The organism is Motilimonas pumila, from assembly GCF_003596335.1.
Taxonomy (GTDB): domain Bacteria; phylum Pseudomonadota; class Gammaproteobacteria; order Enterobacterales; family CBDFNC01; genus Motilimonas; species Motilimonas pumila.
In genome coordinates, this window is sequence record NZ_QZCH01000001.1 from 295,703 (window position 1) to 319,767 (window position 24,065).

Consider the following 24,065-nt stretch of genomic DNA (forward strand, 5'->3'; position numbering starts at 1 on the left):
TCCCCCCCTATCTCTGAAGGGCTGCGTGAATAGACTGAACCAAAGACCGCAATTCTTCTGGCGCGTTCTGAGCCAACTGAACTGACGGAATAGATCCAAGCACTCGGATGTGCGTGCTAGGCTTACCTCTTCCTAAAAACAGGTACCTGTACCAGCGCAAATTTTGCAGATCATCTGCATAAAATTCAGGACTTCCCTCGTCCCCCATAACTGCATTCCCAGGCTCACCACGATTAGATGGCCCGGTAGAACTTTCGTCTGGAGCAACGCAATATTGGTCAGGAAATGCCTTCAACATCGAATAATCAATATCTAATGGGCTTGAGAAGTAAACACCATAGTGCCTGAGTGCGTTAACCCAAGAGCTAATGCTAGTCCAATCAGCAGCAGACCCGGTATCAAATGCAGCAAGATTATGCTGGTATCCTAACGGGTTGAGGTATTGCCCAAATATCTCACTTGGGTCTACCCCATACTCTATCAACTTGGAGACTGCGTTCTTAATCCTACCCCAGCCACCGCCGTGCCGCCCCCAATCCAGATCGAGTAATGTAATAAAAGGAATCTGTAAATCTGTTAGTAGACGCCACATGTGGTTTACATGGCGGCCCCCTAATGGAACCATGGCAACAAAAGACTTATCAATTGGTATTCCCATCGCTTCTGATATAGCAGGAAGAATTACCTCTTCTGAAGCCCCCTCCCCGAGAACCACGACCTTAGCAAAATACAATTCTGGATAGGCTCTCACCGCCTGCTGAATATACTTTGCAGCTTCATTCTCTTCATCGGGTAAAGTAAGTTGACGAACAACAGTGGTGTTTGATTCTGTTGCTAGCCTGAAGTGTCTTACTTGCGTTGGTTGGATCCTGGCGAGAATACTCGGCGAATGGCTAGATAGTACTGCTTGAGCTCTTAAGCCATGCACTAGGCTGCTGATCTGGCTTATAATTCGAGATAGATAGTATGGGGCTAGGTTATTCTCCGGCTCCTCAAGTGCCAAAATAGTCAATGAGGGCAAGGGCAAGTCTGCACCCAGAAAATCTTCACTCTCTGGTTGGGCTAAGATCTCGGTTTCAACATCAAGAGTGGCTGAAGTCATGGCGATGTGAAACAACGAACTTTGGCCATCACTTAGCTCATCAATGCTCCGATCGCGACCACTTTCATCAGGGTGCAGCAGTACCTCTACCTTACGAACAAATTCTTCAAAACGTAGGTCGACCGGACGAAACTTCGGTGTACTATCAGTTCCAGCAGAATGCAGCTCCTGCCAGCGGCCTGTGAGCTTTTCAGTAACGATACTAATCGCATTTTCACCCTCAAAGGATTCATTCAGCTCTGTAGCCTTTTGAGTAAAAGATGACCGTACTTGTTCTGACCAGTTAATAGCTTTCCAAAGCCGACCTTTCAGAAAGGCTGATACCTGGGAAGCTGCACATCGTGTGGCAGGTACGTAAATTAATTGGATTCGAGAACGATCCGCTGGGCGCACATTGTGAAAATCAGCATCTTCTGGCTCACCCCAGGTTGTAACCGCGCGGAACTGGCTCGTGATGTACCCATCTATTGAACCATCATCTTCCCATTCTGCGTCCAAACGCAAACGGCATTTCAGCTTGCCCCCCTCATCAGTCACGCTCATATGGTGAAAGAAGTCTGGTATCACGGAGTGGTCTCCGTCTTCATCATCCAGTTCAGGAAAGGCGACAATGGCTTCAAGCGTTAGAGTCCGCTTACTGGGGCTATCTTCTTCAGAAGAGGGAATGTGAAAATCCTGACGGCGAATCGTCCGTTGTTCATTTGAGATGCCAAACATGCGCTGTAAGGCCTGCATCAAGACCGTTTTCCCAGCACCATTTGCTCCAACCAAGGTGGTTAGATCCGGATCGACAGCTATGCTCTGGACCTCTGGTCCGAAGCTTCTAAAGTTCTGTAGTTTTATCCTCTCGATATGCACAGCAGATCCTCTCTCCTAAATACCCATATATTAGATGGGGTTTCTATTGCAAACTTTCAACTGACAAAGCACGGCCATGTGATCGCATATGGGTTACTGGATCAAATACGTCCACCTAACCTAGGGAAGACTATAATGAAAGCAACGTTGAAGTCGCTTCTAAGCAGTGTTATCAGGTGAGTTATGTCCCTGACAGCTGTTTGCAAACTTTATGAGAATCATCTTCAGATATCGAAGCACTGACATCGTATGCCAAGCCATCACACTAGCTCTCTCCTAATGGCTTTATCTAGAATTGGCGGCATCAACGCTTCTAGCTTAAATGAAGCGAACATGGGCACCATATTCTTCTCACCAAATATTAGAAAAAGTAAGGCAGACTGCCTAACGCTGTTTGAGAGGTTATGCCTTGCTGGCACGGAATGGGGCAAAAGCGCGTTAGCTGAAATATGTTCGATCTGTGATCACAAAGTGCAAAAATGGTTACTTTAAAGCGGAAAAACACATTAAAGTAACCAATATGGAACATTATTGGCGCAGCTATTTTAGAAGGACGTGCTCAATTATTCCCCGAAATTTCTTCCGTCGCCTCCTGACGCAGTTTCTGGGCATCCATTCCGTTTAGCCGTTCAATGGCTCTGTCTGCGGCACTTTGACGGTTTCCATCCACGTTTAGCGTACTTCCTGAGCCTGTGAGTCGTTCCAGATCCAGTGACGGTACTTCGGGTAGGTTGCCTGTTATTGACAAGATACCTATCCATTCATCCAGATTGACTTGGCTCCAATCTACCTGGTTTAACTGACTCGCGGTCAAACCTTCACAGTTTGGTGACTTCGCACTGCCCCAACCAAGGCCCAATTGTGGACGCACTTGTTCTTGAATGATCCGTGAAAGCGGCGAAGTAAAGCAGCAATATGACTGCCGTTTTTCAACACAGGCACCTAAGAATTTAGACTTGCAGTAAGAACCTACATAGTGGCAACTCTTCAATACCCGCTTGGCGTTCATTTCAAACTCACTCTGCTCACATTTCCAGATAAGCTGAATGAGGATCATGGTGACTGAATAAATCATGTAGGCCGTCATAACCGTACTCAGAACCGCGCCCGCAGCGCCACCCAGCGCAAAGTTACCACCCGAAACGACACCATCGGCTCCAACTGCGCCACCAACGTTACTAAACAGTGCCGATTGCGCCCCTGAACCAAAGGTCGTACCTACCCATTCAGCCGTTTTGTTGGTCAACACCTGCATGAAGCCAGTCGCAGCTTGCTCCGCTCCCGCGCCAGCAGCCGTTGATGGCCCAGCCCCCATGAGAGAGTCCCATGCAGACACAAAGGGCTCTTTGACCGCACTCCAAGTACTGGTGATTGGTTCCCTGAGCGTATTCCACGAACCATAGATTGCCGAAGACGGATTCATAGCCATGACTGCCGTATCAAGCTTGTTAACCGCTACTATCATCGTGATGTAGTCCGATAACGACACGCCACTTGGCTTTTCACAGCAATCCACTATGCCGCCAACGGCTTTTTTGCACTGGCCAGCATTACCTTTAAAGACCGTACACTCGACGTTGTCTTGGCCATCAGCTCCCGTGCATGACATATCATTGGTCATAAACTGCGCCGCATTAAGCATCGCTGCGGCTTCTGCAAAGTTAGCCTGCTTGATTGACTCTGGCTCTAAACAATCTGTGCCCATGCAACGAACTGGCCCCTCACAGTTGTATTGAGTTTCCATTCGTGCATTTTGCACTTCAACGCTTTGTCCGCAGTCATACACCAAACTTTGGATATAGCAGAAACCTTCATGACCAGCCCCACCTTCAGTGCATTCGGTTCTGACATACTGGCAGGCCGGGTTTTGCTCCAGCGCGGAACACGTATTGGTGGTCGTGTTTTGTCCGCTATTGACGATAGTTTGAGTATTACCATTGGCATCTACCCAGCTATCTGAGCTGCCCATGTTGAACTCAGGATGAGCAGTCGAAGCATTGTAGGTCGCTCTTGCCCTCCAGCATGAGAGTCCCAGTCCATCAGAACTGCCGCGACTGGTTAAATGAGCAGGAGACGAAACAACCGCCGGATAAAGGCTTCCAAGATTGGCCAACTCGCCACTACCAACCGTTAACCCGTCGATTCGTTTTGTGCCCGTATCCAAACACTGCCACTGAACCGCAGTAAACTGATCCGTTTGCATCAAGCATTGGTCTATGCCCGGATCACTTGATTGATGAACAATGTCTTGCTCTAAGTATTTGCCAGAGAAGGCCAATGAAGCGCTCAGTTTCGCAGGAGCCAAACACTTCTGAACTTCTCGGCTACAGGTATCAAAATCGACTTTGTTCCAGCCGGATTCACATCTGGAACGAGTGACTTCCTGAGGTTCATGCCACGAAATAATCGAACCATTGACGACTTTACACAATGAGCCAACCAAGGTTCCTTTTGGACAGGTCATTTCAGGGTATTTAATGGACGGTTTCGTCTCAGTCACCGTCTCCTTATTGCCCGTCAATGAGAGTGTCGTTTTCCAACCATTTGCCTTTGACGGCGACTCGGTAATTTTTATCTCAGTATTTTGATTATCAAAAATCCTCAGTGTCGCGTTTCCAGTTTGCATAGTACTGCTGTGCTGTGGAACAAAACTGAGCGTTTCAGAGCTAAAGCAACCGCGCTCAATGGACCAGCTTTGTTGATGGGTTTCAGCGGATACGCGTCGCTCTAACTGACACTGAGTAAGCGTGCTGATCTTCTCGCACACCTGGTAATCCGGTACATGCTTGGTTTCAGTAAATGGCGTAATCGTCTGAGTAGGCTCACAGGCCTCAAAACTACTCGGCATAAGATTGGATACCACGCACTTTGGATCGCTGGTTTGTAATCCACAGTCATAGGTATCGGTAAAACGAATGCATTCACCTTTATCATTGGTCTCGGCACATTCTGACGACATGAAGCCACAGTAAGGGTTTGCTTCAAGCACTTGGCAGGCCTGATTTTCAATCCCCTTATAGCTTTCATCATCCACACTCACTTGTACACGCCGACACAAAGGCGATATGCCAGCCACAGGGCTTGAGGCAAAGTAGGATTCACAAACTGAAACACCATTGACCACCGTACATCCGTTGGTTGAAGAAGGCTGATCCGCGCATTGAATGCTGTAGTCAGAAAACTTAGTCGAGATATCCGCTGCTTGTTCGATACAGGACTGTGGTGACCAACTATCATTCATCACCACTTTGGTTGGATCAAAGCGTACCTTGATGCGTGCATACCCCTCACCACTACCCGTTACCGATACGCGAATTTTTACTGGCACTTCTAAACCAGGCTCTACCGCTTTTAGCTTAGCGGTTAAGTCAGTATTAGGATTGCGTTCCCAACTGGTACTAAGCTCGCAGCGACCTGCCGTTTCTGGTGGAAAGTTATTGTTCGGCCCAGACCAGACTTTCTGATCACCAAGCCACACTTGCATGTAGTCATCCCATTTGGCGTACTCAAGTACGGCTGAGGTAATCGCATCGGGATTCACGACTTTGAGTGTGATGGCCTGTTCAAACACTTTACAACGGCCACTCCAGTAGTTGTCGCCAATACGTCCTATCCAAACTTCAAGACACCCCTCACCACAAGAGCGAAGGTTCATCGGTCCTGAAACATGCTCAATAATGCCTGCCGTGTAATCGTGAGTAATAGTGCAGCTGTTAACCGCTGTATTGAGCCTGTCACATTGCTGATAGTTTGGGCTGCCTTCACCTTGAGACTCACAGCCTGGGAAGCTTTGCGTTAATAGATTGGGGTCAGTTTGAACCGCATCAGTTAATGCCCAAAGCGGATCATTGACCATATCTGGCCGAGACCTGTCTTTGATTTGCTGTAGCGAACGAAATGCTTCACCCGTAGCGCCACTTTCGGATGCCATGCTCTCTTGGCGCTGTGTCCCCAATTGATTCATACTGGCATCAGAGCCATAAACGCCCGTTAAGACATCCAATGAGCCCTGATCCATACCAGGGAAAAGCTCTTGCAAGTTAATCGTCTCATTACCACTGCCATTCGGCACCGACAATGTATTGCCATTGAGTGCGGGCATCGTCCAGTTTTGCAGCAATTGCTTACCTTCTTGTTGTCCGCTTAAGCCGGATTGGCGCTGCACATCAGCGGCGACACCATGTAGGGGCAAGCACGCCATAGTGATTGATAAGACACCCGCTAAAACTCGGGTAAAAAGTGTTGGTTTCATAGTTAACCTCCCGAGTTACAGCAGTCTTGCCAGCGCCACAAAATGTAGAGCGCATCTTCACCGGCACCTGGGATTGTTCGCCACTCTCCCCATTTCATGGTGCTTTCACCGATGACATGCGCACTTTCAGTTTCTGGTACAGGGAAGAACATACTCATCTTGTATTGGGATTTCGGTAGCATGGGTTCGATAACAGGTCGGCATAGCGCACTGTTCCCCATTGTTCGCCTTGCAAGACCACGCCTGTGTTGAGCCGCGATTGCACGCGCCGCTAAATGGCTGGTGTTTTCTGCTAATGAGCCAAAGGCTAAGGTGTGGCCAGATAACGGGTAGAGATGGCCCCAACTGCCAGCACACCAAAACAACTGGTCGATGGGTTTACCAAGCGTTGATGAAGCAGCGTCAGCGGTACAAGCAGATATAGCCAATGGATTGGCAACGGCAGCCGCTTCAGGCTGAGTAAAAAAGGCCAGTTCATCGTTCAGCCATGTTGGGTCCAATTCCGACAAATACATCAAGTCAAAGTCCATGTATCCATCGGCATTGCAATTGCCATCCATGAACAAATCGAGCATGACCAAAAGCGGAAAGGCGTAATAATGGTAATGGTAGAAAGCAAGATCACCGGTATCGTATTCACCCTCGCCATGACCACCTTGCAGTCGTCTATCACCTAACGGTAAACGAATCCCTCCCAGGGAAGGCGAACAACCCGGCGTTCTGACCAGTTCAATCAGACGCGCTGGCTCCCACATGCTGGTAACAATACCTGGCCTTGGCACACCTAAGTTGTCTTCACATAAGCAAAACGACTTGTTTGATGCGCCGCTTGGGACATTGCCAGAGCCAAGAGGAAGACCGGCAACCCGGATAGGAAAAATGCATGACCAGCAAACATCCGTCAGCAACTTGCCGGACAATAACCCCGCGTCTGGGCAAGTCAATTCGGCTTTTGCAGGAATAGATGCGCCCAGGACAAGCATGACAACGAGAGTCCGCATCAGACGATACGTATTATTGAGCTTTTTCATGAACAAGCTCCTTTGCTGGAATTTCTTCTATTTCAAACGCGAGCCCCTTTGCCTGAACAAACGATGGGGTGACTTGCAAATCAAAGCGCTGCTTTAGCGAGGCGTTGAGAAGGTAAACCGGACTATCCAATGTCTTTTCGAGCGCATTGAGGCTATTCCAACCTTGAGTACGGTCGAGCTGCGTGGTGATAAGCGTAATGCGGCGCAGTGTCCTATCTTGCGTCTCAAGCCAATGCGCAACTGCGTCCACTTCTTCAGCGTTCGACGCATTAAACACCACAAGCTGCTGAGTAAACGGCAAGGCTTTTAGCGGGTTAATACGCGTTCCTGCTGGGATCAATGTTCGGCCATTGGCATCCAATAGTGGCCGCTGCATGACGATGGTTGGATCAACCGTTCTTATCCGATATTGCGTGGCTTTGGGTAAGTCAGTGAAAGTTTGGCGAGACCAGAATCGCTCAATGGCTTTTTTCTTTAATGCGCCCAGGTCTATCGACTGTAAACGCTGCATCGCCACTTGCATCAAATCCGGTTCTAAAATCGAATGAATAGGACCGCGTTGACCCAATGAACCGGTATTGCCTGTTTCAATTTGACGCTGCAACCAGTCCTTGCTGTAAACCCCTAGTGCACTTGCAGTCACCTTGTCATCTTCTATGCGGAAAATGGCAGGCACGCTAGTCACCCGCCAGTGCACAAAGGCTTTCGGATCGATTCGAACCTGAGGAACAGGATCAAGCCCTGTCATCAGCGTATGCCAATCACGGATAGCCGCCCCCAAGGTCTTTCCTTCAGGAATTCCCCGAAACAACACAATAGCGCCGGTAGCACTGGCCTCTTTAAATAGCTGCTTCAGTGAGGAATCCCCCAGTGAAGACGACGCAAATATCAACCATTCATCGTTGTGTTTGAGCGACGCAGGTTGTTCAATCGGTGAAAAAGGCTCGATAAATTCAGATGAACCATCCACAGCACTTTGTAAAATGCTGCGGCTCATTTCGACGATCTTTTTGTCTTCGTCAGACAACGGATAAGGCTCTTGTGCCCAGGACACTTGAACCCAAGCCAATGGAGCAACCAACAAAAATAAGAGACATTGTCTTTGCATCATCTACCTCCTACCAAAGCGGCCAAGCGCGACCGACAATCTGCTCGCGCTTTACGGCATTCCAATAGCGGGAGTCGAAACTCGTTTCGGCCTCACCGGAAAACCAATATTCGTTTTCTTGCAGCGACAATGAGCGGCTAAATTGTGATTCAGCCACACCAAGACGCTGGGCTAGTGCCATACCGGTTGAGACTTCAGCACCGTTCACCAGCACATGCTCAGGCGTCACATTGACTTCATCCCCTGGCATCCCTGTTAGGCGTTTCAGCATCCGAGTACCGTCGTTATATAATGGAGAGAGTCCTTTTGAGTGGAAGGCATACAGACCATCCTTAACGGGCTCTTTATTCCATAGGTCAATCAGATATACCGTGGTATCAGGCAGGCAGCGCTCTTGCTGGGTATCAATACCTATTCGGTAGCGCATCATGGCGTAGGTGCCTACCAAGGCCATGATTAACGCAAGAATGGTCAGCCGGATGAGATATGGCCGCCAAGGCATTCTTTTACGGAGTATCTGCATGAGACACCTCCTTTGAGCCTACTGGCACGAATACGGAATCATCTGCACCCACCACCGCTTGGGCATCCAGCACGATAAAACCGGCTGCTTTTAACTTTTCAATTTGCTGATTGGTCTGAAGCAACCTGGATTCGATGTCTTGTTCGCTGGCATTGGAGCCCAGTGACAACACCGCCTCCCCAAAATCGACGACTGCAATGGGCGTACTTAACGCCAACTGGCTGTGGATGGGTTCGAGTGTTTTCATTAAGAGCCAGCTCGTCATTAAACCGCTACCAGCAATAGACAAAGTAATAGAGGCCATAAATGGCCAAAGCGTGGTCTTATTCATAGCCTCGCTCCTTCAACAACTGAGAGATGGCATCAGCAACAGAAAGGCCTTTGCGCGTTAACTGTTTAATCGCGTTTACATCTTCTGCACGGGACGAGTACAACAGCTTGTGAAACGGATCGACGATGAGACGGCCAATCCCGGTGCCCATCTCGGTAATAAAGAAAATTTCGGAATAGACACCAGTGACGGTATGAACCGTTTTCAGGTATTCGTAGCCGCCTTCACCTAGTGGCAAGCGGCCTTCTTTTTTAAGCGCGTTGATGGTTTCAGCTTTTTGGCCAAGCAGGTACATATTGGCCGAGTTTTCAGCGATGGCTTTACCTGTAGGGCTGTCATACAAATCGTTGACCGACTGCGTTACCGTTACAGCACTGCCGCCATATTTTCGAAATCGACGGTAACCCGTTTCGATGAACTTACCGACATCACCTTGAGTCAGCAGATCCCAAGCTTCGTCAATGAACACAATCTTGCGACGATCCCGCTCACCTAAGTACATCTCTTGTTGGATTTGGTAGATAAGCTGAAGCAACACCACTTGTTGTAGGTGCTTGCGCCCCTTGAGCTCTTCTAACTCCAAAACAGTGAAACGGTTTTTGAAACGAATATTGTTGTGGCCATTAAAGAAGCGGCCATATTCGCCTAGTGTCGTAAACGGATAGAGCTGCTCACCCACGTCTTGCACACGTCGGTCTTCATGATTTTTCAAAGCCTCTGCCACATCATCAACCAACATGGCACGACCTTTTTTCTCCCACAGTTCACGGGTCTGACGCTTTAGGTTGGCCATCTGAAAATCGGTTAATGACTGCGTAGGTGCGGCCATTGCGGCCAATAACCCAACCAACACATCCGCTTCTTCGTCATAGTCCTCAACGATTTCAAACGGATTCAAGCAAATGCCACTGTCCCGCCCGAACTGTAAGAACTCACCGTCATAGACTTCACACAGCTTTTCATAAGACCGGCCAACATCAATCACCCAGCATTGCCCGCCTTCAGATAAGTAGGAGGAGATGATTTCGTTCACCAGGAATGACTTACCCGACCCTGATTGCGCCGCGATGCAACAGTTGTAATTACTGCCCGAGTCATAAAGGGACACACTCATGATCTGGCCATTACGGGAAACAAAGTTAATCACTGGCGTGCCCGTGCCTTTCCAATCCGCAAACAAAGGCAACAGTGGGATCACATGCCGTGTCGCCATGGTCTTGAATCGAAACAAGTCGTTCATCGCCTGGCGATCAGCACCAAATGGCAGGGCATTCAGAAAAATGGGCAAACAGAAGTACTTGTCTTCCATCAGCTCAAATCCGAGTTCTTTGAAATAAGTTCGAGCATTTGAAACAGAGCTGATGGACGCTTCTTCAGTTGGTGAAAACAGCGTTAAGGTCATGTTTGCCCGAATAGGACGATCACCTTCTTGCAAGGCTTCAAAAAGAACATCAAATCCCTTTTTCTTGGCTGCAAGCACCGGCACAAACTTGAGCATCGGGCCATAGGCCTGATTGACCGCCCATTGACGCTTCGTCTCTAGACGAGATCGCATCGCCTCGGCTGAGGGAAAATGAATGGTGACATTCAGCAAAAAGCTTCCGCGTAAACCGCGACTACCCGTCATCATATCGCCCGCAAAACTTGCGGCATGACCAAACCAGATCCGCTCAGGCAAGCGTTTAAACGATAAGGTTTTAACTCGGTAATCGCCCAGCATTAGACCTTGGCTATCCACCTTGATAGCTCGGTCATAATCCAACACTTGCTCTCGAAGTGGTTTATCAGCCTCACTTCGAATGGGTGATGGATTGCGCCAGGAAGCATCTTTTCCCCAGTTAAGCTGCGCACTTAATGCCGCGAGCCAGTTTCGGTCAGTCATCTCCGTGACGCGAAAACCAACCGTTGCCAACGCCTGTGAGAAAGAAGCCCGCAGTGCGGATGCTCGACTCAACTCACGCTCCGTCGGTATAGGACTTTCCAAAGGCAATTTGCAGGTGACGATCAGTTGAAAGTTGCGTACCTGAGTCTGGGTCGATTCTTCTATCGGTTGAACCGTGCCCCCATCGAGGAAGTCCGCACGTTTGCGTATCGACGCCCTAAGCAATGGATCGGATTGACGATGCCGTAAGCCCATCATGCGCTGAAGGTCGGTTTGAATATCAGGGGATGCGTACAGGCCAAATTGCAGCAAAGTGTCTTTTGGCCAGTCGTTGTTGAGTAGAACATTAACCCTGTCTGCAACAGACTCATCACCACCCGGCAATGGGTCACATAGAAAGCCAAAGCCAACGCTTTGGTCTTCCATGAAAAACAGTTGCTCATCGTCGGAATAGGCCAATACTGGCAAGAGCTCTGAAGCGCGTTGCCCTGAATACAGAGAGGCTTTCATTAACGCCCCTCCAACCAAGCAGAAAGGTCATAGGGACGGCCTCGACTGATGCGGCCATCATTGGCGACGATGAAAGGTACACCTTGAATGCCCAGAATTTGAGCCGTCACCAAAGTACGCTGCATTGGTTCTAAGTTGCAGGCATCATCCTGTTCTAGGTTACCAATCCGGCCATTGAGCAATGCATCGGTGGCCGCTTTCTTGTCACGCGCACAGCCAAGCTGGCGAACCTGACGCTCTGAATCAGGACCAAGCACTGGCACAGGGAGAATTTGGAAGGTGTATTCTTTGGTTAACGGTAAGGCTTGTTTCAAAAGCTCATGGCAGTGCGGGCATCGTGGATCAACAAAGACCACCACTTTCTTTTTGCCTTCGCCCAGCGTCAGTGGGTTCAAATCATCCATTTTTAAGCCAAGACGACTTAAGTCCAGCGTGTTTCCCGCTTCTCGAATTTCTTCAAGACTGGTAAGCGGCTTTTTGGACCAGGCATCATAGAGCGTGCCATCAATGACGAACCGGCCACTGTCTGACATGAAAACAATACGGCCATTGCTTTCGACCGCTTTCATACCCGTGACAGGTAAAGAAACCATGCCGTCAATTTTGCCAACGGGCGACACTTCAGACACAGGTTCAGCTTGAACCAATGGAGACAGCGCAAGCGCCAGAATGATTGGAGATAGTTTTCGCATGAGGAGTCCTCGTTAATGTAAATCGAGGCTCCAGTCTATGCAGTTGTCCTATGTGGACTCGGTTAGATAGATTGAAGAATTTGTCGTCTTGCTAAGCAGCACCAACACCAAATCTTAATGAAAACAATCACACACTAAAATAACTCAATTGTCTCTCATATACTTTTGCAAAGTTTTTTGATCCACCTTCAATGCTTCTGCGGCTTTAACCCATGTACCGAATTGCTTTTTGGCAGCTGTTGCAAATTCCTTATGAAACGCTTTCGTTAACTCATCCTTAGTTGTCTTGGATAAATCACCAAATGCAAACCTTGTGTCAGGACTATCCTCCTGGATAACAGGCTCGCCCAACGCAGCTAATGAGCTAGAGATTGCCGACTCTGTAGTTTGAGAGCTCAAAAACGCACAAGACATGTATGCCAGCTTTTTTAGGTCACGTAAGTTACCTGGTAAATATGCCGAGTTAAAAAACTGGATTAATTCATTTGACACTGGAGCTTCCGCAGGCAGATTGGGGTTAACATTAACTTCCTGCCAGATTCTTTGCCAATCCGACAGAATATCTTCTCTGCATGCACGAAGTGGAGGTATTGTTATTGTGAGCATGGATACACGATCAAAGAAATCAGCATCGAGTATCGTTGCCAATTGCTCAAGTGATTTATTACTCGCACAAACTAGCTCGAAGTCTGATGCTTCCTCAGTGTCACTTCCAACAGGGCGAAAACTGTGATGGTTATCTTGAAGCACTCGAACCAGCTTTCGCTGAACCGAAGTTGGTAAATCTTGTATCTCATCCAAAAACAAAACTTTTCCATTTGCTTCTTTCAAAAGTCCATTGCGATCCTTTTCCGCCCCAGTGAAGGCACCTTTTACGTGGCCGAACAACATACTATCAACCACTTGAGAATCTAGTCCTCCACATGCAAGCGTAACAACCTGCTTTTGCTTTACCTTACCGACAACGGTTTCAATTAGCCTCGTTTTCCCTGTACCACGTTCACCCAGTACAAGTAACGGAGCTTTGGGAACGCAAGAGAACTGCTTTAACGTTTGTAATGCATCCTGCCTTGCTTTTGATTTAGGGTCTAAATCGTAAAGGGCGTAACCGCCCTCTGAACTTGAAATAGCAGAGATCTCTGCCAAATACGTATTTACACTGAAATCAACTTTGGCAATGCTGGTTCTTTTGGTATCGGGGTTATATTGTGATGACCAGAGGATTGTTTCGCGTGGAAAATGCCCCCGAGCATGAAGAATCAACCAAACCGCATGCATCGCCGGAGTTCCCGGCGATACATTGATATGAAGATTCTGTTCAAGCTTTAGCTCTGGAATAATCTCAGACTCTATTGCGTGATAAATTTCGTTGTGATCAGCTGGGTTCTCGATAGCTACACTTCGAAAAGTAATCTGTATATCGCCAAATTCATGCTCTTTGTACAGACTGTTATCCCCAGCTGACTGAGTAAGAACAATTACTTTGCCAACATAAACTTTACGATTCTTAAGCCGCTTTAACGCTTCGTCTAATACCTCAACCCCAGCTCTTTTTGAGTGCCAACAAAGCAGTGTGTTTTTGTTATCCAAAGTTACGCCTCCAATACAATTCGGGCGTTTGGCAATTCACTTTGCTTCAGCCTTTTTGCCATGGCAAGTTCGTATTCTTGACGAACTGTAATAGCTAACTGTTTTTTTGTCAGTCGAACAACCTTTGGCTCATAACTTTTTCTAGGCGCTCCTGAATCCTGCTTCTTAGAAGTTTCACCCTTAGCCGTTAAAGGTTTGAAATACTCTGGACTGGCGTTAGTGATAACTGGCGGCTCTATACGCCATTTATACTCAATCTTGTGCGATGTTTTTTCCCGCCAGTTTGCATTGGGTATTTTTGGGTGCTTATCCATATCAGACAAACAATCTGCTTTTATAGGAGATAACTCAACAATGTCGACTTCGCTGACTGAGTACCTCTTGAATGTATTATTTTCCCAAGCTTCAAAACCACCAGAAATCATCCCTAGACTCATGTCGATGTTCAATTCATTGTGGCTATTAGTTAAAAACATATCTAAGCAGTTCATCAGCTCTTTTACCTGAGTACCGGTGAGTTTTACGCCTAACTCAAAGCCTTGATCCATACCATGCGCTTGAAAATTGGCCGACATCACCATGCCATGCATTCCATCTACTACAATCGCTTTGGCATGTAGCCATTTAAAACACATCACCGATGCACCAGCCTGTTTCATAGCCAACAACGCTGGCATGGCTGCGGGTCTTTGGCGAGATAGAATGGTGACTTTTAGCCCCGACTTCGCACGTTCACATATTGTTTTTACAAGCTGATGGTCCTCTTGCCATCCAAAACTCGATATGATGAGTTCATTTTCCGCTTGATTGATCAACGCTAATGCGTGTTCCCTAATTCGAGCGTCTTCACTCGATGTGACCAGTATTTCAGTTAATTCCCTTGGATATCTGACATTGCCCGGCGACTTATATGCTGAGAATTCACCACGGCTTGTCATATGGTGCTGCGCACTCTCGAAGATTGCCCAACGGAACACATTCACGATCTCAGCTATTTGATGGCGTGAAAGCGAGACCCCCAGCTCTTCATTTCGTAAAAGTGCTTCTTCTGTAAGGTTTGCCGTTAAAAGCAACCCTTTAGCATTACCAGTTTCATGTAATGCGTCTATAACAACGGCTTTTGCGTGGAAATGCGGCGCAGATGCAAAGTGAACATGTCCAGACAATTTGTTTAACATTTCCTTATGCTGCACAAGACACTTCTTACCAAAGTCATCGTCAGGCACATCGCCATCAAGACGAGTCTCACATGCCAATAGTATGTACACACGAACTTTGCGCTTTGCAGCTTTTAGGACAGCAGATTCGACATTCTCATCAGCAAGCAAAAACGTACTAAGAATAACCGAGTGCTCAGCATTATCGATTAATTCGACAACTCTTGATTGCAGCTCATTGCAGAACAAAGAGCTACCAATATGTTGCGGATCAGATACCTTTTTAGGTAAAACAGGCAAAAGCACTGGGGGCAACTTGGTATTTGATTGATCAACAATCTTAGTTTCAGTCTTAGTAAACTTTTCAATTAGATTCATCACTATTATTCCTTATAGGTTCCAATCATGGGCTGCAATGACATGCCAGGTATGCTGATTTTGCTGGTCTTCTTCAGTCCAAAACTGATTTGCCAACTCAGCCCTATCAGGTAGTGTGAAATTCCAACTTTTAAAAGGTTCGAGTGCTTTCTCTCTCCAAATTTGGTATTTGCTATTAGTGGCATACATATTGATATTTTTCTCTAATCTCCATTCAGCCCACTTTTTAGCATCCAATTCAGTCAATGCTGATATAGAAATATTGTGTAACTTCATCGCATCAAACGAGCCCAACTTGTGAACAGATGGTCTTTTTACGCTTACCGAGCGCTTCATATTGATTCGCTCAGATTCAGTAGTATTTTCGAAAACCACTGACAAGATTTCCGTTTGCTCATCCCATTGTTCAAGCAAGCCCTCACTATGCAGAAGTACTTTCAAAACTTGCTGACGACTGATTGGTTCAACCCGACGTGAAAATATAAGATCCTTTCCGCGCTTCACATCGACATTGCCATCAGTCACATTCCACTCGATGTAATACGGTTTTCCTTGAGGTGAGATGCGCTCACCTTTGAGTTCAATTTTGTCAACGCGTACTTCCGAACCTCCACCTATTGGTTCAACCTTCAGGCCACGAACGTCTTTGACTAGTTGAGGAACCTCAACGAGTCGCTTTGCTCTTTCATTTAACTCATTTCTGTTTTTTCCAAGTCCGATCGAAGCTGCACTAGGCTCTGTGTGCGCTTCAATAGTAAGAAGTGGATGAGGCAATAAAGGCTCATGACAAACGCAAAGGCTCCAACACCCATCTACTGGCACTAGGATTTGATCTTTCTCAAGAGCAATCAGTCCTGATTCAGTGAGCCTATATTGGTCTCGATTAGACTCAGCAAGCCCATATAATCGACATATGTTTAGTAACCTATCAGCAACGACACGACGTCCGATTTTGTCCCCAAATAAATGCTCGGAGCACTCAGCAGAACTCGCATTCGGATAATCTTGAAGGAATTGCAGCACGCAGTTAATTTCTGGACGGCTATCTGCCAGCGCGATTTCACCCTGTATGAGCCAACTTTCAGTCTTAATTTCTCGTTTTAGTATGATGTCCTGGCTCATAGTGCCTCCTGTGATTCAGTCTCGATTGTTGTAGACCAGTAAGAATTGCTGGCAAAAGTACCTAACACACCCGATGCCTTTTGCATTGCAGGGCGGTTTCCGTACACAATGAGCTGATGCTTGGCCCTCGTAATTGCCACATTCAAGCGATTCGGGCTTTCAAGAAAACTCGTGGGATGGTTATTTGCGAAACTAAGCATGACAAAATCAGCCTCATGCCCCTGAAAACGGTCTACGGTACATATCTGAATATCAATATACGGTGAGGATTTTTCACCTCGATAGAAATGCCTTACTCCGTGATGATTTCCCGTCCACTTTCGTAAAGCTCGACGTATAGCTCGCTCTTGAGCCCGATAGAATGCCAAAACAGCAACTTCCCAAGGCTTTTGTTGGTTTTTCTCAACATTTGGGTTTGATTTTGCCCAAGAATCAAAGCGACTTAATTCTTTTAATATTTCTTCTACTTCAGCGGTGATTTCACCTTCTTTGCCTTTTCGACCTTTAACATCGTGCCATATACAACGATGTGAGCCGCTTCGGTATCCCCAGTCCCGCTTTTCAGCTTGGCCATCAGGACTTTGCAGTGCTTTTTCATGGTATATATGTACTCGGGAAAACTCGGCAATGTCTGGATGCATTCTGTGCTGGTAACTAAGCCGTATTTGTCGTTGTTCCAAAACACTGGCTGGAAGTCCATCAGACAGAGCGGTGCCTTGTTTCTGATACTCTGTTCGTTCAAATCCTACTTGCAGTGATTCAAGGATAGAAGGCAGTGCGATCCTACGTACCCTGTCTATTGCAGTGAACGTATCTTTTTCTGAGTCAAATGGTAGTAGCGCTTTGATATCTTCCTCTAACTTATTAACAGTTTTAGAACTTCCGTTAGATTCTGTATTTAGGCGCTGTTCGTACATACGAGCCAGTCGCCACGCTAACTGGGATTCCCAGCTATCGGACTCGGTCTTGATTTTTGTACGAGTTAATCTCGAATGCGCTGCAAGTCGCATTTCTAACTTTTCCGGTAACGCAGGCAGCCCCCTTATGGTCGTCAAATCCAGGGGAAGGTGATTAGCATTCTGAGCGATGAACGCTGACGAACCAAGGACTACTGATGCGTAAGGGAGATCTGTCTTCGGACCTTTAGATGATGCAACCAATACATTTTTGGACTTTGCTTGCTGATGATAAAATTCAATTGTCTTTTCATCGTCAGTGCAAACCAAGGATACTTCTCGTTTCTGAATATTGATTTGTCGAGCAGAGAAAATATCTGCGCATGCTTCTCGCTGATAACTATCCTGTAAACATGGCTGCAAATTTACTTCGGTAGCTTCATCATCAACATAAGGTGAAAGCTGTTTTGGGTCTCCCACCATGACCCAACGCTTGGCAAGTACCGCTGGCACCAAAAACTCTTGAAAAGTTGTTTTTGATGCTTCATCAATAATCATCACATCGAAGATTGGCGATGTTGATTGTTTATTTTTGATATCAGGATGCTGAAGCAACCCAATAGTTGTCCCGCAAACTAAATTCGCCGCTTCAAGAACAAGACGCTCAACAATATGTTTACCTTCACCGACCTTACTTTTAAGTAACTTCTGACTAACTGAAATGTGCGGTTGTTGCTGAAGATGTTTTAGCAATCTTGTGCGTTCAGTTTTAACAAACTCTTCCAATTGCCATGGCTTTGCCTTTTGAGAAACGCTTGATTTATCTCCAATCCGTACAGGTAACACCATGTCGCGATAAATATTTTCTTCAGACATCATTCGTTCAAGAACATTGTCAACAGCAACGTGTGTTGATGCACAAAGTAAGATCCGCTTACCTCGCTTTATTAATTGAAGAATCAGTTCGCAAATGGCTGTAGTTTTGCCAGATCCTGGGGGGCCTTCAAGGAAGGCAAAGTCTGGTGTATTGAGTGCAATATTTACAAACTCACGCTGCTGAGATGTTCCCTCTCTTGCTCCATCGGTAAGAACGTAGTAGTCATCGTTAAATAAGTGCTCATCATAAGGAACATTCGGCCACTTAGCATGATCCTTACCTTCAAACAGCCTCAATAGCGGAAGATGGTGAATAGAAGGGGTGTCTTGTAAGCTTTGTAATGCATTAATCTGACACTTTAACTGGTATGTGTTTGGACGAATAACCAAATAGTCGTGGTCAGGTAAACGATCCAATAACAAGCTGTCATGAGGCTGTAGATAACTTTGTGTAACTGCCACCTTTTTAAATAAAGTCCTGTAAGCGGTCTTCGAACTCAATCATAAACCTGTTCAGGGCCGCTTTCCAATTCCTGATAGGCATCGTCCATTTCTTTGAAGCATCCATTATCGCCAGGTAAATCACCTTTCTCGCGGAGTCATCAGTGGGGAAGAGTTTACGCTTTTTAATGGCCTTACGGATGACACTGTTCAGTGACTCGATAGCATTGGTCGTATAAATCGCTTTTCTGATATCAGCCGGGTAAGCGAACAGTGTGTTTAGATTATTCCAGTGATTCCGCCACGAGCGGCTGATTTGAGGGTACTTATCATCCCAGCGAGCACTGAATGATTCCAGGGCCATCAGCGCCTCTTCCTCGGTCGCTGACTGATAGATAAGCTTGAGGTCAGCCGTTACCGCTTTATAGTCTTTCCACGGAACGTATTTCACCGCATTGCGGACCATGTGAACGATACAGAGCTGAATTTTGGTTTCAGGGAATACGGTATTGATGGCATCCGGGAAACCCTTGAGGCCATCCACGCAGGCTATCAGAATATCCTGCACGCCTCGGTTTTGCAGTTCGGTCAGCACATTGAGCCAGAACTTCGCCCCTTCGGTTTCTGACAGCCACATGCCCAGAAGTTCTTTATGGCCTTCGAGGTTAACGCCCAGAGCCAGATAAACAGCCTTGTTAATGACCTGTTTATCCTGACGGATTTTGACCACGATACAGTCCAGGTAAACAATGGGATAGACGGCATCTAACGGCCGGCTTTGCCACTCAACCACGTTAGCAATAACGGCATCTGTGACACGAGAAATGAGCGATGGAGAAACGTCCGCATCGTACATCTCTTTGAAGGTTTCTACGATTTCCCGGGTCGTCATACCCTTCGCGTAAAGGCTGAGGATTTTGTCATCCATGCTCGTAAAACGGGTTTGCTGTTTCTTTACCAGCTGAGGCTCAAAGGTACTGAGACGGTCCCTCGGAGTCTCAATATCGATAGCGCCATCTTCAGTAACAATGGTTTTATTGGAGTAGCCATTTCGGCTGTTTCGAGAAGTGGATTTACCATTTTTACGATAACCCAGATGCTCATCCAGCTCAGCATTGAGGGCCGCCTCAACGGTCACTTTAGTGAGCATCTGGCTGAATTCGTTCAGGTCTTTCTCAGTTTTGAGTGTTTTGGCTGCTTCGCGAGCGAAGGCTTCAAGTTCTTTCTTATTCATAATCTGCCTGTCTATACCAACACGGTATTAATAACAGGCAGTTACACAATTTTTATTACAGTCTCGCTGTCATTCTCTACATTTCTGTCCAGGACTGAAATTGCGTTGGATTTATTGAATCCAACATTGCTTTGTGATTTCCCAGTCAAATGCCAACCATAACCGTCTGGACACTCATACGACGACAGCCCATTGCCTAATTCACTCGCAATTTCGTCCGCGTGCTCCTCAGTTGCATAAGCCATTTTAGGTTTACCGTGACTTCTACAATTTGGGCATTCTCTAGCGGCACTACCCACGGCTTTCCATCTAGCGGGGCTTGCTTCGTATACCGTGTCGGTACTTTCATCTAAAAAGAGCTTTAAGTTCTTTTCGAAATCACCGCAGTTATCGGCAGGCTCAACTAATTGTATCCATACTCCACTTTGAGCATCGTCCAGCTTTTCCCAAGCTATCGCTTTAACAGCCTTCGTACTTTCTAGGTATTTTCGAGTGGTGTCTAAATACTTATAAAAGTCACCAAGACCACTCACTGCTTTACTAAGCAGGATGTCTGGCCTGTGAATTCCTAAGTTTGCGTATCTTAATAACGCCATGTTTCGTCCTTTGATCGAATAAGTTGTTCATCCTAAATATCAAGCATCGTGCCAACAACCTTCGATTTAAAGGCCTTATTAATTGCGCACCATCGAACAAATAAAGGTTTTTATAGGAAGGTATTTTTCACACCCTCTGGGTAAATTTATAACCCATAAGTACCATTTTGTACATCACATAACTCTCATGAAGCCAAGACAATGAAAAGAACCCAAACAACTTTACTTTGGCTACTTCTAATTGAAACGCCGTCATGATAAACGGGTACGGGGTAGGATGACGCCCAAGCCCGCTTGGGCGTTTTTGTTGTTATAAGGAGCCCAGTAAAACGGCGCTGATTGCTGGAACGGTTGTGCCAATGACTTCTTGAGTGCTGGCAACGATAGATAAGGTTGCGGACATAACACTTTTATCGCCTACTAGCGATGACAGAAGCGCCGTTGCTAGCCAACCGGTTTAGCTGAGCCCGTTTTTTTACACCTATGTGGACTCGGTTAGATAGATTGAAGAAATCGCAATCTAACTAGGGGGCTTATAGCTCGTTGAGGTTTGTTGTAAACGAATTACTCGGCTTTTGCGTTAACAAGCCAATTATCAAGCACTTGCTTCAATTTATCTAATTGCTCTTGATGTTTTGCTTGATTCTTTGCCAATTTGTTAATGTTCTGCAACTTCCAACGAATCGCTGGCAAGTCTGCTGCATTAGGATAGTCAAACAATGCCCAGTCAGGTTGCCCTCTTTTGAATGACATAAGGAAAGCATGATCCCTTTCTGTGAAATGTTTTTGCAGTTCAATTAACATCATGGGCCTAACAGAGGCTAAGTCTTCGCATTCAACTTTTTCAAAAGTCATTCCGTCAAATTCTGCCTGAAATTTCTCATTCAGAGGCTGCCAGTTTGGCGACATGACTTCATTAATAGGCCGAGGGTGACTTAATGTATAGGTTAAAAAACCCACCAAAATCTCTCTCGAAATCCCTTCACTGCCAAGTAACATACGCACATCAAATAAGTCGCGAGGATGTTGGCGATCCATTGCAGCACACAATTTCCCACCATACAGATCGGGAAGACTGACTACCTGAATCTCAGCATAACCAAACTCGCCTTCAACAGACTCTTGAACTGGCATTATTTCTGCACTATGCAATGTACCTCTGGCGACGGGCGACACTTCAATTTTGATCGTCGCAACCGGACTTGATACAACTATTCTCAGTTCATCAGCTTTATTATCCTGAAATGCCGCTCTGATATCTGGTTGAGTATTGATTCTGTCTGTAATGCGCTGCAATGCAGCCCTGACATTAATCAAAGCCTCATCTCTTGGTTCAAGTGGAAGATAAGCAAGATCAATATCTACAGATAACCGAGGAAAATCTCTCACAAATAAATTAATGGCGGTGCCACCTTTAAGTGCAAAAACCGTCTCTGTTGCTACCACAGGCAGCATTCTTATGAGCAAGGAAACCTGTTTGTAATATGGGCTATCTTTATCCATTATGTTGTTCACCTTTTTTGACGCTTAATATCTCTGGCACTGTGATTTGATATCGCTCATCAAAACGTCCTTTTTCGACAACCTGCCGCTTTCCTGCACCCAATTTAATTCTTGTTTCATCTATGCGATTGACCCACTGGTGATCGTAGTATCGACCCAGAAATAGAAATATTCGGTTTGCCTGAACAGAGCTGCTTCGTTCAAGAATATCTTGTACTTTTCTAGGGCTAAGATTGACTAAACCCTGAAATAATTCTGCGACATGCTCAAATGAAATCAGCTTTCCAATCGCGTCTACCACTTCATAGGCAGCAAGTTCTGCACAGCTGACAGTGAGTTCTTTCTCTTTAACCGTGATCCTTTTCAAATCTTTCTCGGGATTCACTTCAAGCTTATGGTTTCCACAGTAAAACCAATTCTGATAAGGGAATTCACGAAACCATTTCGGTAAGGACGACTTGTTTTTAACGCAAATCCAAACTTGCTTTTTGTTCAGCTGTAAATAGTGACTCAGTCCTTGGTGAGTTAAGCTGCTCAATCCAGCCAAATGAACTGAAACGCCCAATTGCACATCCAATGCTTGAATGGCATCAACCCAAGTTGGCTTTATATCGCCCTGCGCATTTGGACGATAGTACACACCAGAACTAAGCTTCTTCAGCCAGCCATTCTGAGCATACTTTTGAGCCAGGGAGTAGCTCACGCCGTTTTCAGTCAGCCATTGCTGAAGTACTAGCGCACCAGGAGAAGTATGAGCAACAAGCCAGTTTATTTTAGATGACATTTTAACACCCAAAGTATGAATATCACGAACAGTATAAACCATACAGTTTATTACGATAAGAATTTTAACACTTTAGGTATTAATATGCTAAATACTGTAAACCAAGTTCGTTAATGTGGCGTCGCTGAAATGAAAAGGTCTACACAACATCACCAATAACCCGATGTTGTGTAGACCTAAGTTTGATTGCCTTAAGTGAACTGCCTACTGTGGCTCACATTCAGGTGCCCAGTAAAACGGCGCTGATTGCTGGAACAGTTGTGCCAATAACTTCTTGAGTGCTGGCAACAACAGGTAAGGTTGCAGACATAACACTTTCAACGACTGTTGGTGTGTTGTAGAGACCCATACCGCCACCAATGCCCAAGGCAAAAGCCATCAAGCTTTGGCGAGCGATACCGCCCACAATACCCACCAGAACCATGGCTCCCGCTACGATCCGTCCCAAAGTACCTTGGGTCCAATCTTTTAGGGTATCCCAAACATCGGTGAAAGCATCACCACCGGTGCCCGCAAATGAGGGCTCCGAAATCATTAACGCCATTAAACCAAGCGCACCAATGGTCATTAGGCGCTGAGTTTGAATGGTGCGAACTGCATTTGTCATTCGTTAGTTTCTCCGTAGATACTCAAGTTATCGCGCTTACCATCAACTCCCGCTGAGGCTGAATCGCTTTGAGTCTGAAGTGGACGTAGCACTGGCGAAACCGTTCGAGGTGCTGACACCCCAATATCCCACCGGCGCGGTTCAATTTCGGTAAACACGTAGCTGGATAAATTCAGATCCCCACGATCATCCTCCCAAGGCGCAATCCAAATCCGCATTACCCTTGAAGGAATGCGAATAGGTGCAGATTGCTGCGTTTCGGGTAATGCTGGATGGCTCAGCAGTCCTGTCTCTAAATCAGTTTGTGAATACCCAGAGGGAGAACCAATTCGAGTCGCCACAGCATCAATCGTCTTGGGTGCAGCGCCATTACTGGTAAGCTCATAGACTTCACGAGCGGATAAACAGCGCACACCGTCAGGCATACCTGGGCATCCATATTCACTACTCCCAAGACCCAATGAACTACAGCCAGACAATAAGGTTGAGCCGACTGCCAATAAGAGTAATCCAGCTTTAGACCACTGTTTTGGCTGGTGCTTTGAGTTGTTCTGCATTGATGTCGTCATGGTTAACTCTCCTCTGGATACAC

Annotated in this window: 18 protein-coding genes; all 18 read right to left on the reverse strand. The window is 46.4% G+C overall.

Translation table 11 applies throughout. From position 1 onward, the window contains the following. Positions 1–7 precede the first annotated feature (7 nt). A complete protein-coding gene (locus D1Z90_RS01390) occupies positions 8–1,960 on the reverse strand; it encodes an ATP-dependent nuclease (RefSeq protein ID WP_117286409.1) in 1,953 nt (650 codons plus the stop codon). A 559-nt stretch (positions 1,961–2,519) separates the two neighbouring features. Then, positions 2,520–6,212 (reverse strand): conjugal transfer protein TraN, encoded by a 3,693-nt coding sequence (gene traN, locus D1Z90_RS01395; RefSeq protein WP_119908954.1) that lies wholly within the window; start codon positions 6,210–6,212, stop codon positions 2,520–2,522. Between the two features lie 2 nt (positions 6,213–6,214). Then, positions 6,215–7,213, reverse strand: coding sequence for a TraU family protein (locus D1Z90_RS01400; protein WP_438941730.1), 999 nt, complete (start codon positions 7,211–7,213; stop codon positions 6,215–6,217). A 13-nt stretch (positions 7,214–7,226) separates the two neighbouring features. Continuing rightward, positions 7,227–8,354 carry a TrbC family F-type conjugative pilus assembly protein gene (locus D1Z90_RS01405; protein WP_438941731.1) on the reverse strand — a complete coding sequence of 376 codons (1,128 nt, stop codon included), beginning with the start codon at positions 8,352–8,354 and terminating at the stop codon, positions 7,227–7,229. Positions 8,355–8,361: 7 nt separating this feature from the next. Next, positions 8,362–8,874: a S26 family signal peptidase gene (locus tag D1Z90_RS01410; protein ID WP_198419015.1), complete on the reverse strand. Its 513-nt coding sequence runs from the start codon at positions 8,872–8,874 to the stop codon at positions 8,362–8,364. Next, complete coding sequence (locus D1Z90_RS01415; protein WP_119908956.1) at positions 8,858–9,205, reverse strand: plasmid-related protein; 348 nt, start codon at positions 9,203–9,205, stop codon at positions 8,858–8,860. Before D1Z90_RS01415 ends, D1Z90_RS01410 begins: the two co-directional genes overlap by 17 nt. Beyond that, entirely contained in the window at positions 9,198–11,597 is a 2,400-nt protein-coding gene (gene traC, locus D1Z90_RS01420) for a type IV secretion system protein TraC (RefSeq protein WP_119908957.1), read from the reverse strand. Before traC ends, D1Z90_RS01415 begins: the two co-directional genes overlap by 8 nt. Beyond that, positions 11,597–12,289, reverse strand: coding sequence for a DsbC family protein (locus D1Z90_RS01425; protein ID WP_001228924.1), 693 nt, complete (start codon positions 12,287–12,289; stop codon positions 11,597–11,599). Before D1Z90_RS01425 ends, traC begins: the two co-directional genes overlap by 1 nt. A 144-nt stretch (positions 12,290–12,433) precedes the next feature. Then, positions 12,434–13,879, reverse strand: a complete 1,446-nt coding sequence (locus D1Z90_RS01430; RefSeq protein ID WP_119908958.1) for a sigma-54-dependent transcriptional regulator — start codon at positions 13,877–13,879, stop codon at positions 12,434–12,436. A gap of 2 nt (positions 13,880–13,881) precedes the next feature. Then, entirely contained in the window at positions 13,882–15,414 is a 1,533-nt protein-coding gene (locus tag D1Z90_RS01435; protein WP_119908959.1) for a phospholipase D-like domain-containing protein, read from the reverse strand. A gap of 12 nt (positions 15,415–15,426) precedes the next feature. Continuing rightward, the gene (locus D1Z90_RS01440; RefSeq protein WP_119908960.1) at positions 15,427–16,536 is read right to left on the reverse strand and encodes a hypothetical protein; all 1,110 of its coding nucleotides are present in this window, start codon (positions 16,534–16,536) and stop codon (positions 15,427–15,429) included. Continuing rightward, positions 16,533–18,809, reverse strand: a complete 2,277-nt coding sequence (locus D1Z90_RS01445; RefSeq protein ID WP_232525176.1) for a DEAD/DEAH box helicase family protein — start codon at positions 18,807–18,809, stop codon at positions 16,533–16,535. Before D1Z90_RS01445 ends, D1Z90_RS01440 begins: the two co-directional genes overlap by 4 nt. Continuing rightward, entirely contained in the window at positions 18,775–19,983 is a 1,209-nt protein-coding gene (locus D1Z90_RS01450) for an IS256 family transposase (protein ID WP_119908961.1), read from the reverse strand. The genes D1Z90_RS01445 and D1Z90_RS01450 overlap by 35 nt, the downstream gene beginning before the upstream one ends. A gap of 41 nt (positions 19,984–20,024) precedes the next feature. Continuing rightward, positions 20,025–20,579 carry a hypothetical protein gene (locus tag D1Z90_RS01455; protein ID WP_232525177.1) on the reverse strand — a complete coding sequence of 185 codons (555 nt, stop codon included), beginning with the start codon at positions 20,577–20,579 and terminating at the stop codon, positions 20,025–20,027. A gap of 564 nt (positions 20,580–21,143) precedes the next feature. Beyond that, positions 21,144–22,082: a nucleotidyl transferase AbiEii/AbiGii toxin family protein gene (locus D1Z90_RS01460; RefSeq protein ID WP_119908962.1), complete on the reverse strand. Its 939-nt coding sequence runs from the start codon at positions 22,080–22,082 to the stop codon at positions 21,144–21,146. Beyond that, positions 22,075–22,866 (reverse strand): type IV toxin-antitoxin system AbiEi family antitoxin, encoded by a 792-nt coding sequence (locus D1Z90_RS01465; RefSeq protein WP_119909190.1) that lies wholly within the window; start codon positions 22,864–22,866, stop codon positions 22,075–22,077. Before D1Z90_RS01465 ends, D1Z90_RS01460 begins: the two co-directional genes overlap by 8 nt. 220 nt (positions 22,867–23,086) lie before the next feature. After that, complete coding sequence (traA, locus tag D1Z90_RS01470) at positions 23,087–23,473, reverse strand: TraA family conjugative transfer protein (RefSeq protein WP_000180225.1); 387 nt, start codon at positions 23,471–23,473, stop codon at positions 23,087–23,089. Further along, positions 23,470–24,042 (reverse strand): type IV conjugative transfer system lipoprotein TraV, encoded by a 573-nt coding sequence (gene traV, locus D1Z90_RS01475; RefSeq protein ID WP_147378720.1) that lies wholly within the window; start codon positions 24,040–24,042, stop codon positions 23,470–23,472. The genes traA and traV overlap by 4 nt, the downstream gene beginning before the upstream one ends. Positions 24,043–24,065 lie beyond the last annotated feature (23 nt).

Bases quoted from the DNA above. Each gene is read 5' to 3' on its own strand.
- D1Z90_RS01450 (WP_119908961.1), bottom strand. From the start codon at position 19,983: ATGAATAAGAAAGAACTTGAAGCCTTCGCTCGCGAAGCAGCCAAAACA.
- traA (WP_000180225.1), bottom strand. From the start codon at position 23,473: ATGACAAATGCAGTTCGCACCATTCAAACTCAGCGCCTAATGACCATT.
- D1Z90_RS01455 (WP_232525177.1), bottom strand. From the start codon at position 20,579: ATGGCGTTATTAAGATACGCAAACTTAGGAATTCACAGGCCAGACATC.
- traV (WP_147378720.1), bottom strand. From the start codon at position 24,042: ATGACGACATCAATGCAGAACAACTCAAAGCACCAGCCAAAACAGTGG.
- D1Z90_RS01425 (WP_001228924.1), bottom strand. From the start codon at position 12,289: ATGCGAAAACTATCTCCAATCATTCTGGCGCTTGCGCTGTCTCCATTG.
- D1Z90_RS01415 (WP_119908956.1), bottom strand. From the start codon at position 9,205: ATGAATAAGACCACGCTTTGGCCATTTATGGCCTCTATTACTTTGTCT.
- D1Z90_RS01440 (WP_119908960.1), bottom strand. From the start codon at position 16,536: ATGAGCCAGGACATCATACTAAAACGAGAAATTAAGACTGAAAGTTGG.
- D1Z90_RS01435 (WP_119908959.1), bottom strand. From the start codon at position 15,414: ATGAATCTAATTGAAAAGTTTACTAAGACTGAAACTAAGATTGTTGAT.
- D1Z90_RS01400 (WP_438941730.1), bottom strand. From the start codon at position 7,213: ATGCGGACTCTCGTTGTCATGCTTGTCCTGGGCGCATCTATTCCTGCA.
- D1Z90_RS01465 (WP_119909190.1), bottom strand. From the start codon at position 22,866: ATGTCATCTAAAATAAACTGGCTTGTTGCTCATACTTCTCCTGGTGCG.
- traC (WP_119908957.1), bottom strand. From the start codon at position 11,597: ATGAAAGCCTCTCTGTATTCAGGGCAACGCGCTTCAGAGCTCTTGCCA.
- D1Z90_RS01405 (WP_438941731.1), bottom strand. From the start codon at position 8,354: ATGATGCAAAGACAATGTCTCTTATTTTTGTTGGTTGCTCCATTGGCT.
- D1Z90_RS01410 (WP_198419015.1), bottom strand. From the start codon at position 8,874: ATGCAGATACTCCGTAAAAGAATGCCTTGGCGGCCATATCTCATCCGG.
- traN (WP_119908954.1), bottom strand. From the start codon at position 6,212: ATGAAACCAACACTTTTTACCCGAGTTTTAGCGGGTGTCTTATCAATC.
- D1Z90_RS01460 (WP_119908962.1), bottom strand. From the start codon at position 22,082: ATGGATAAAGATAGCCCATATTACAAACAGGTTTCCTTGCTCATAAGA.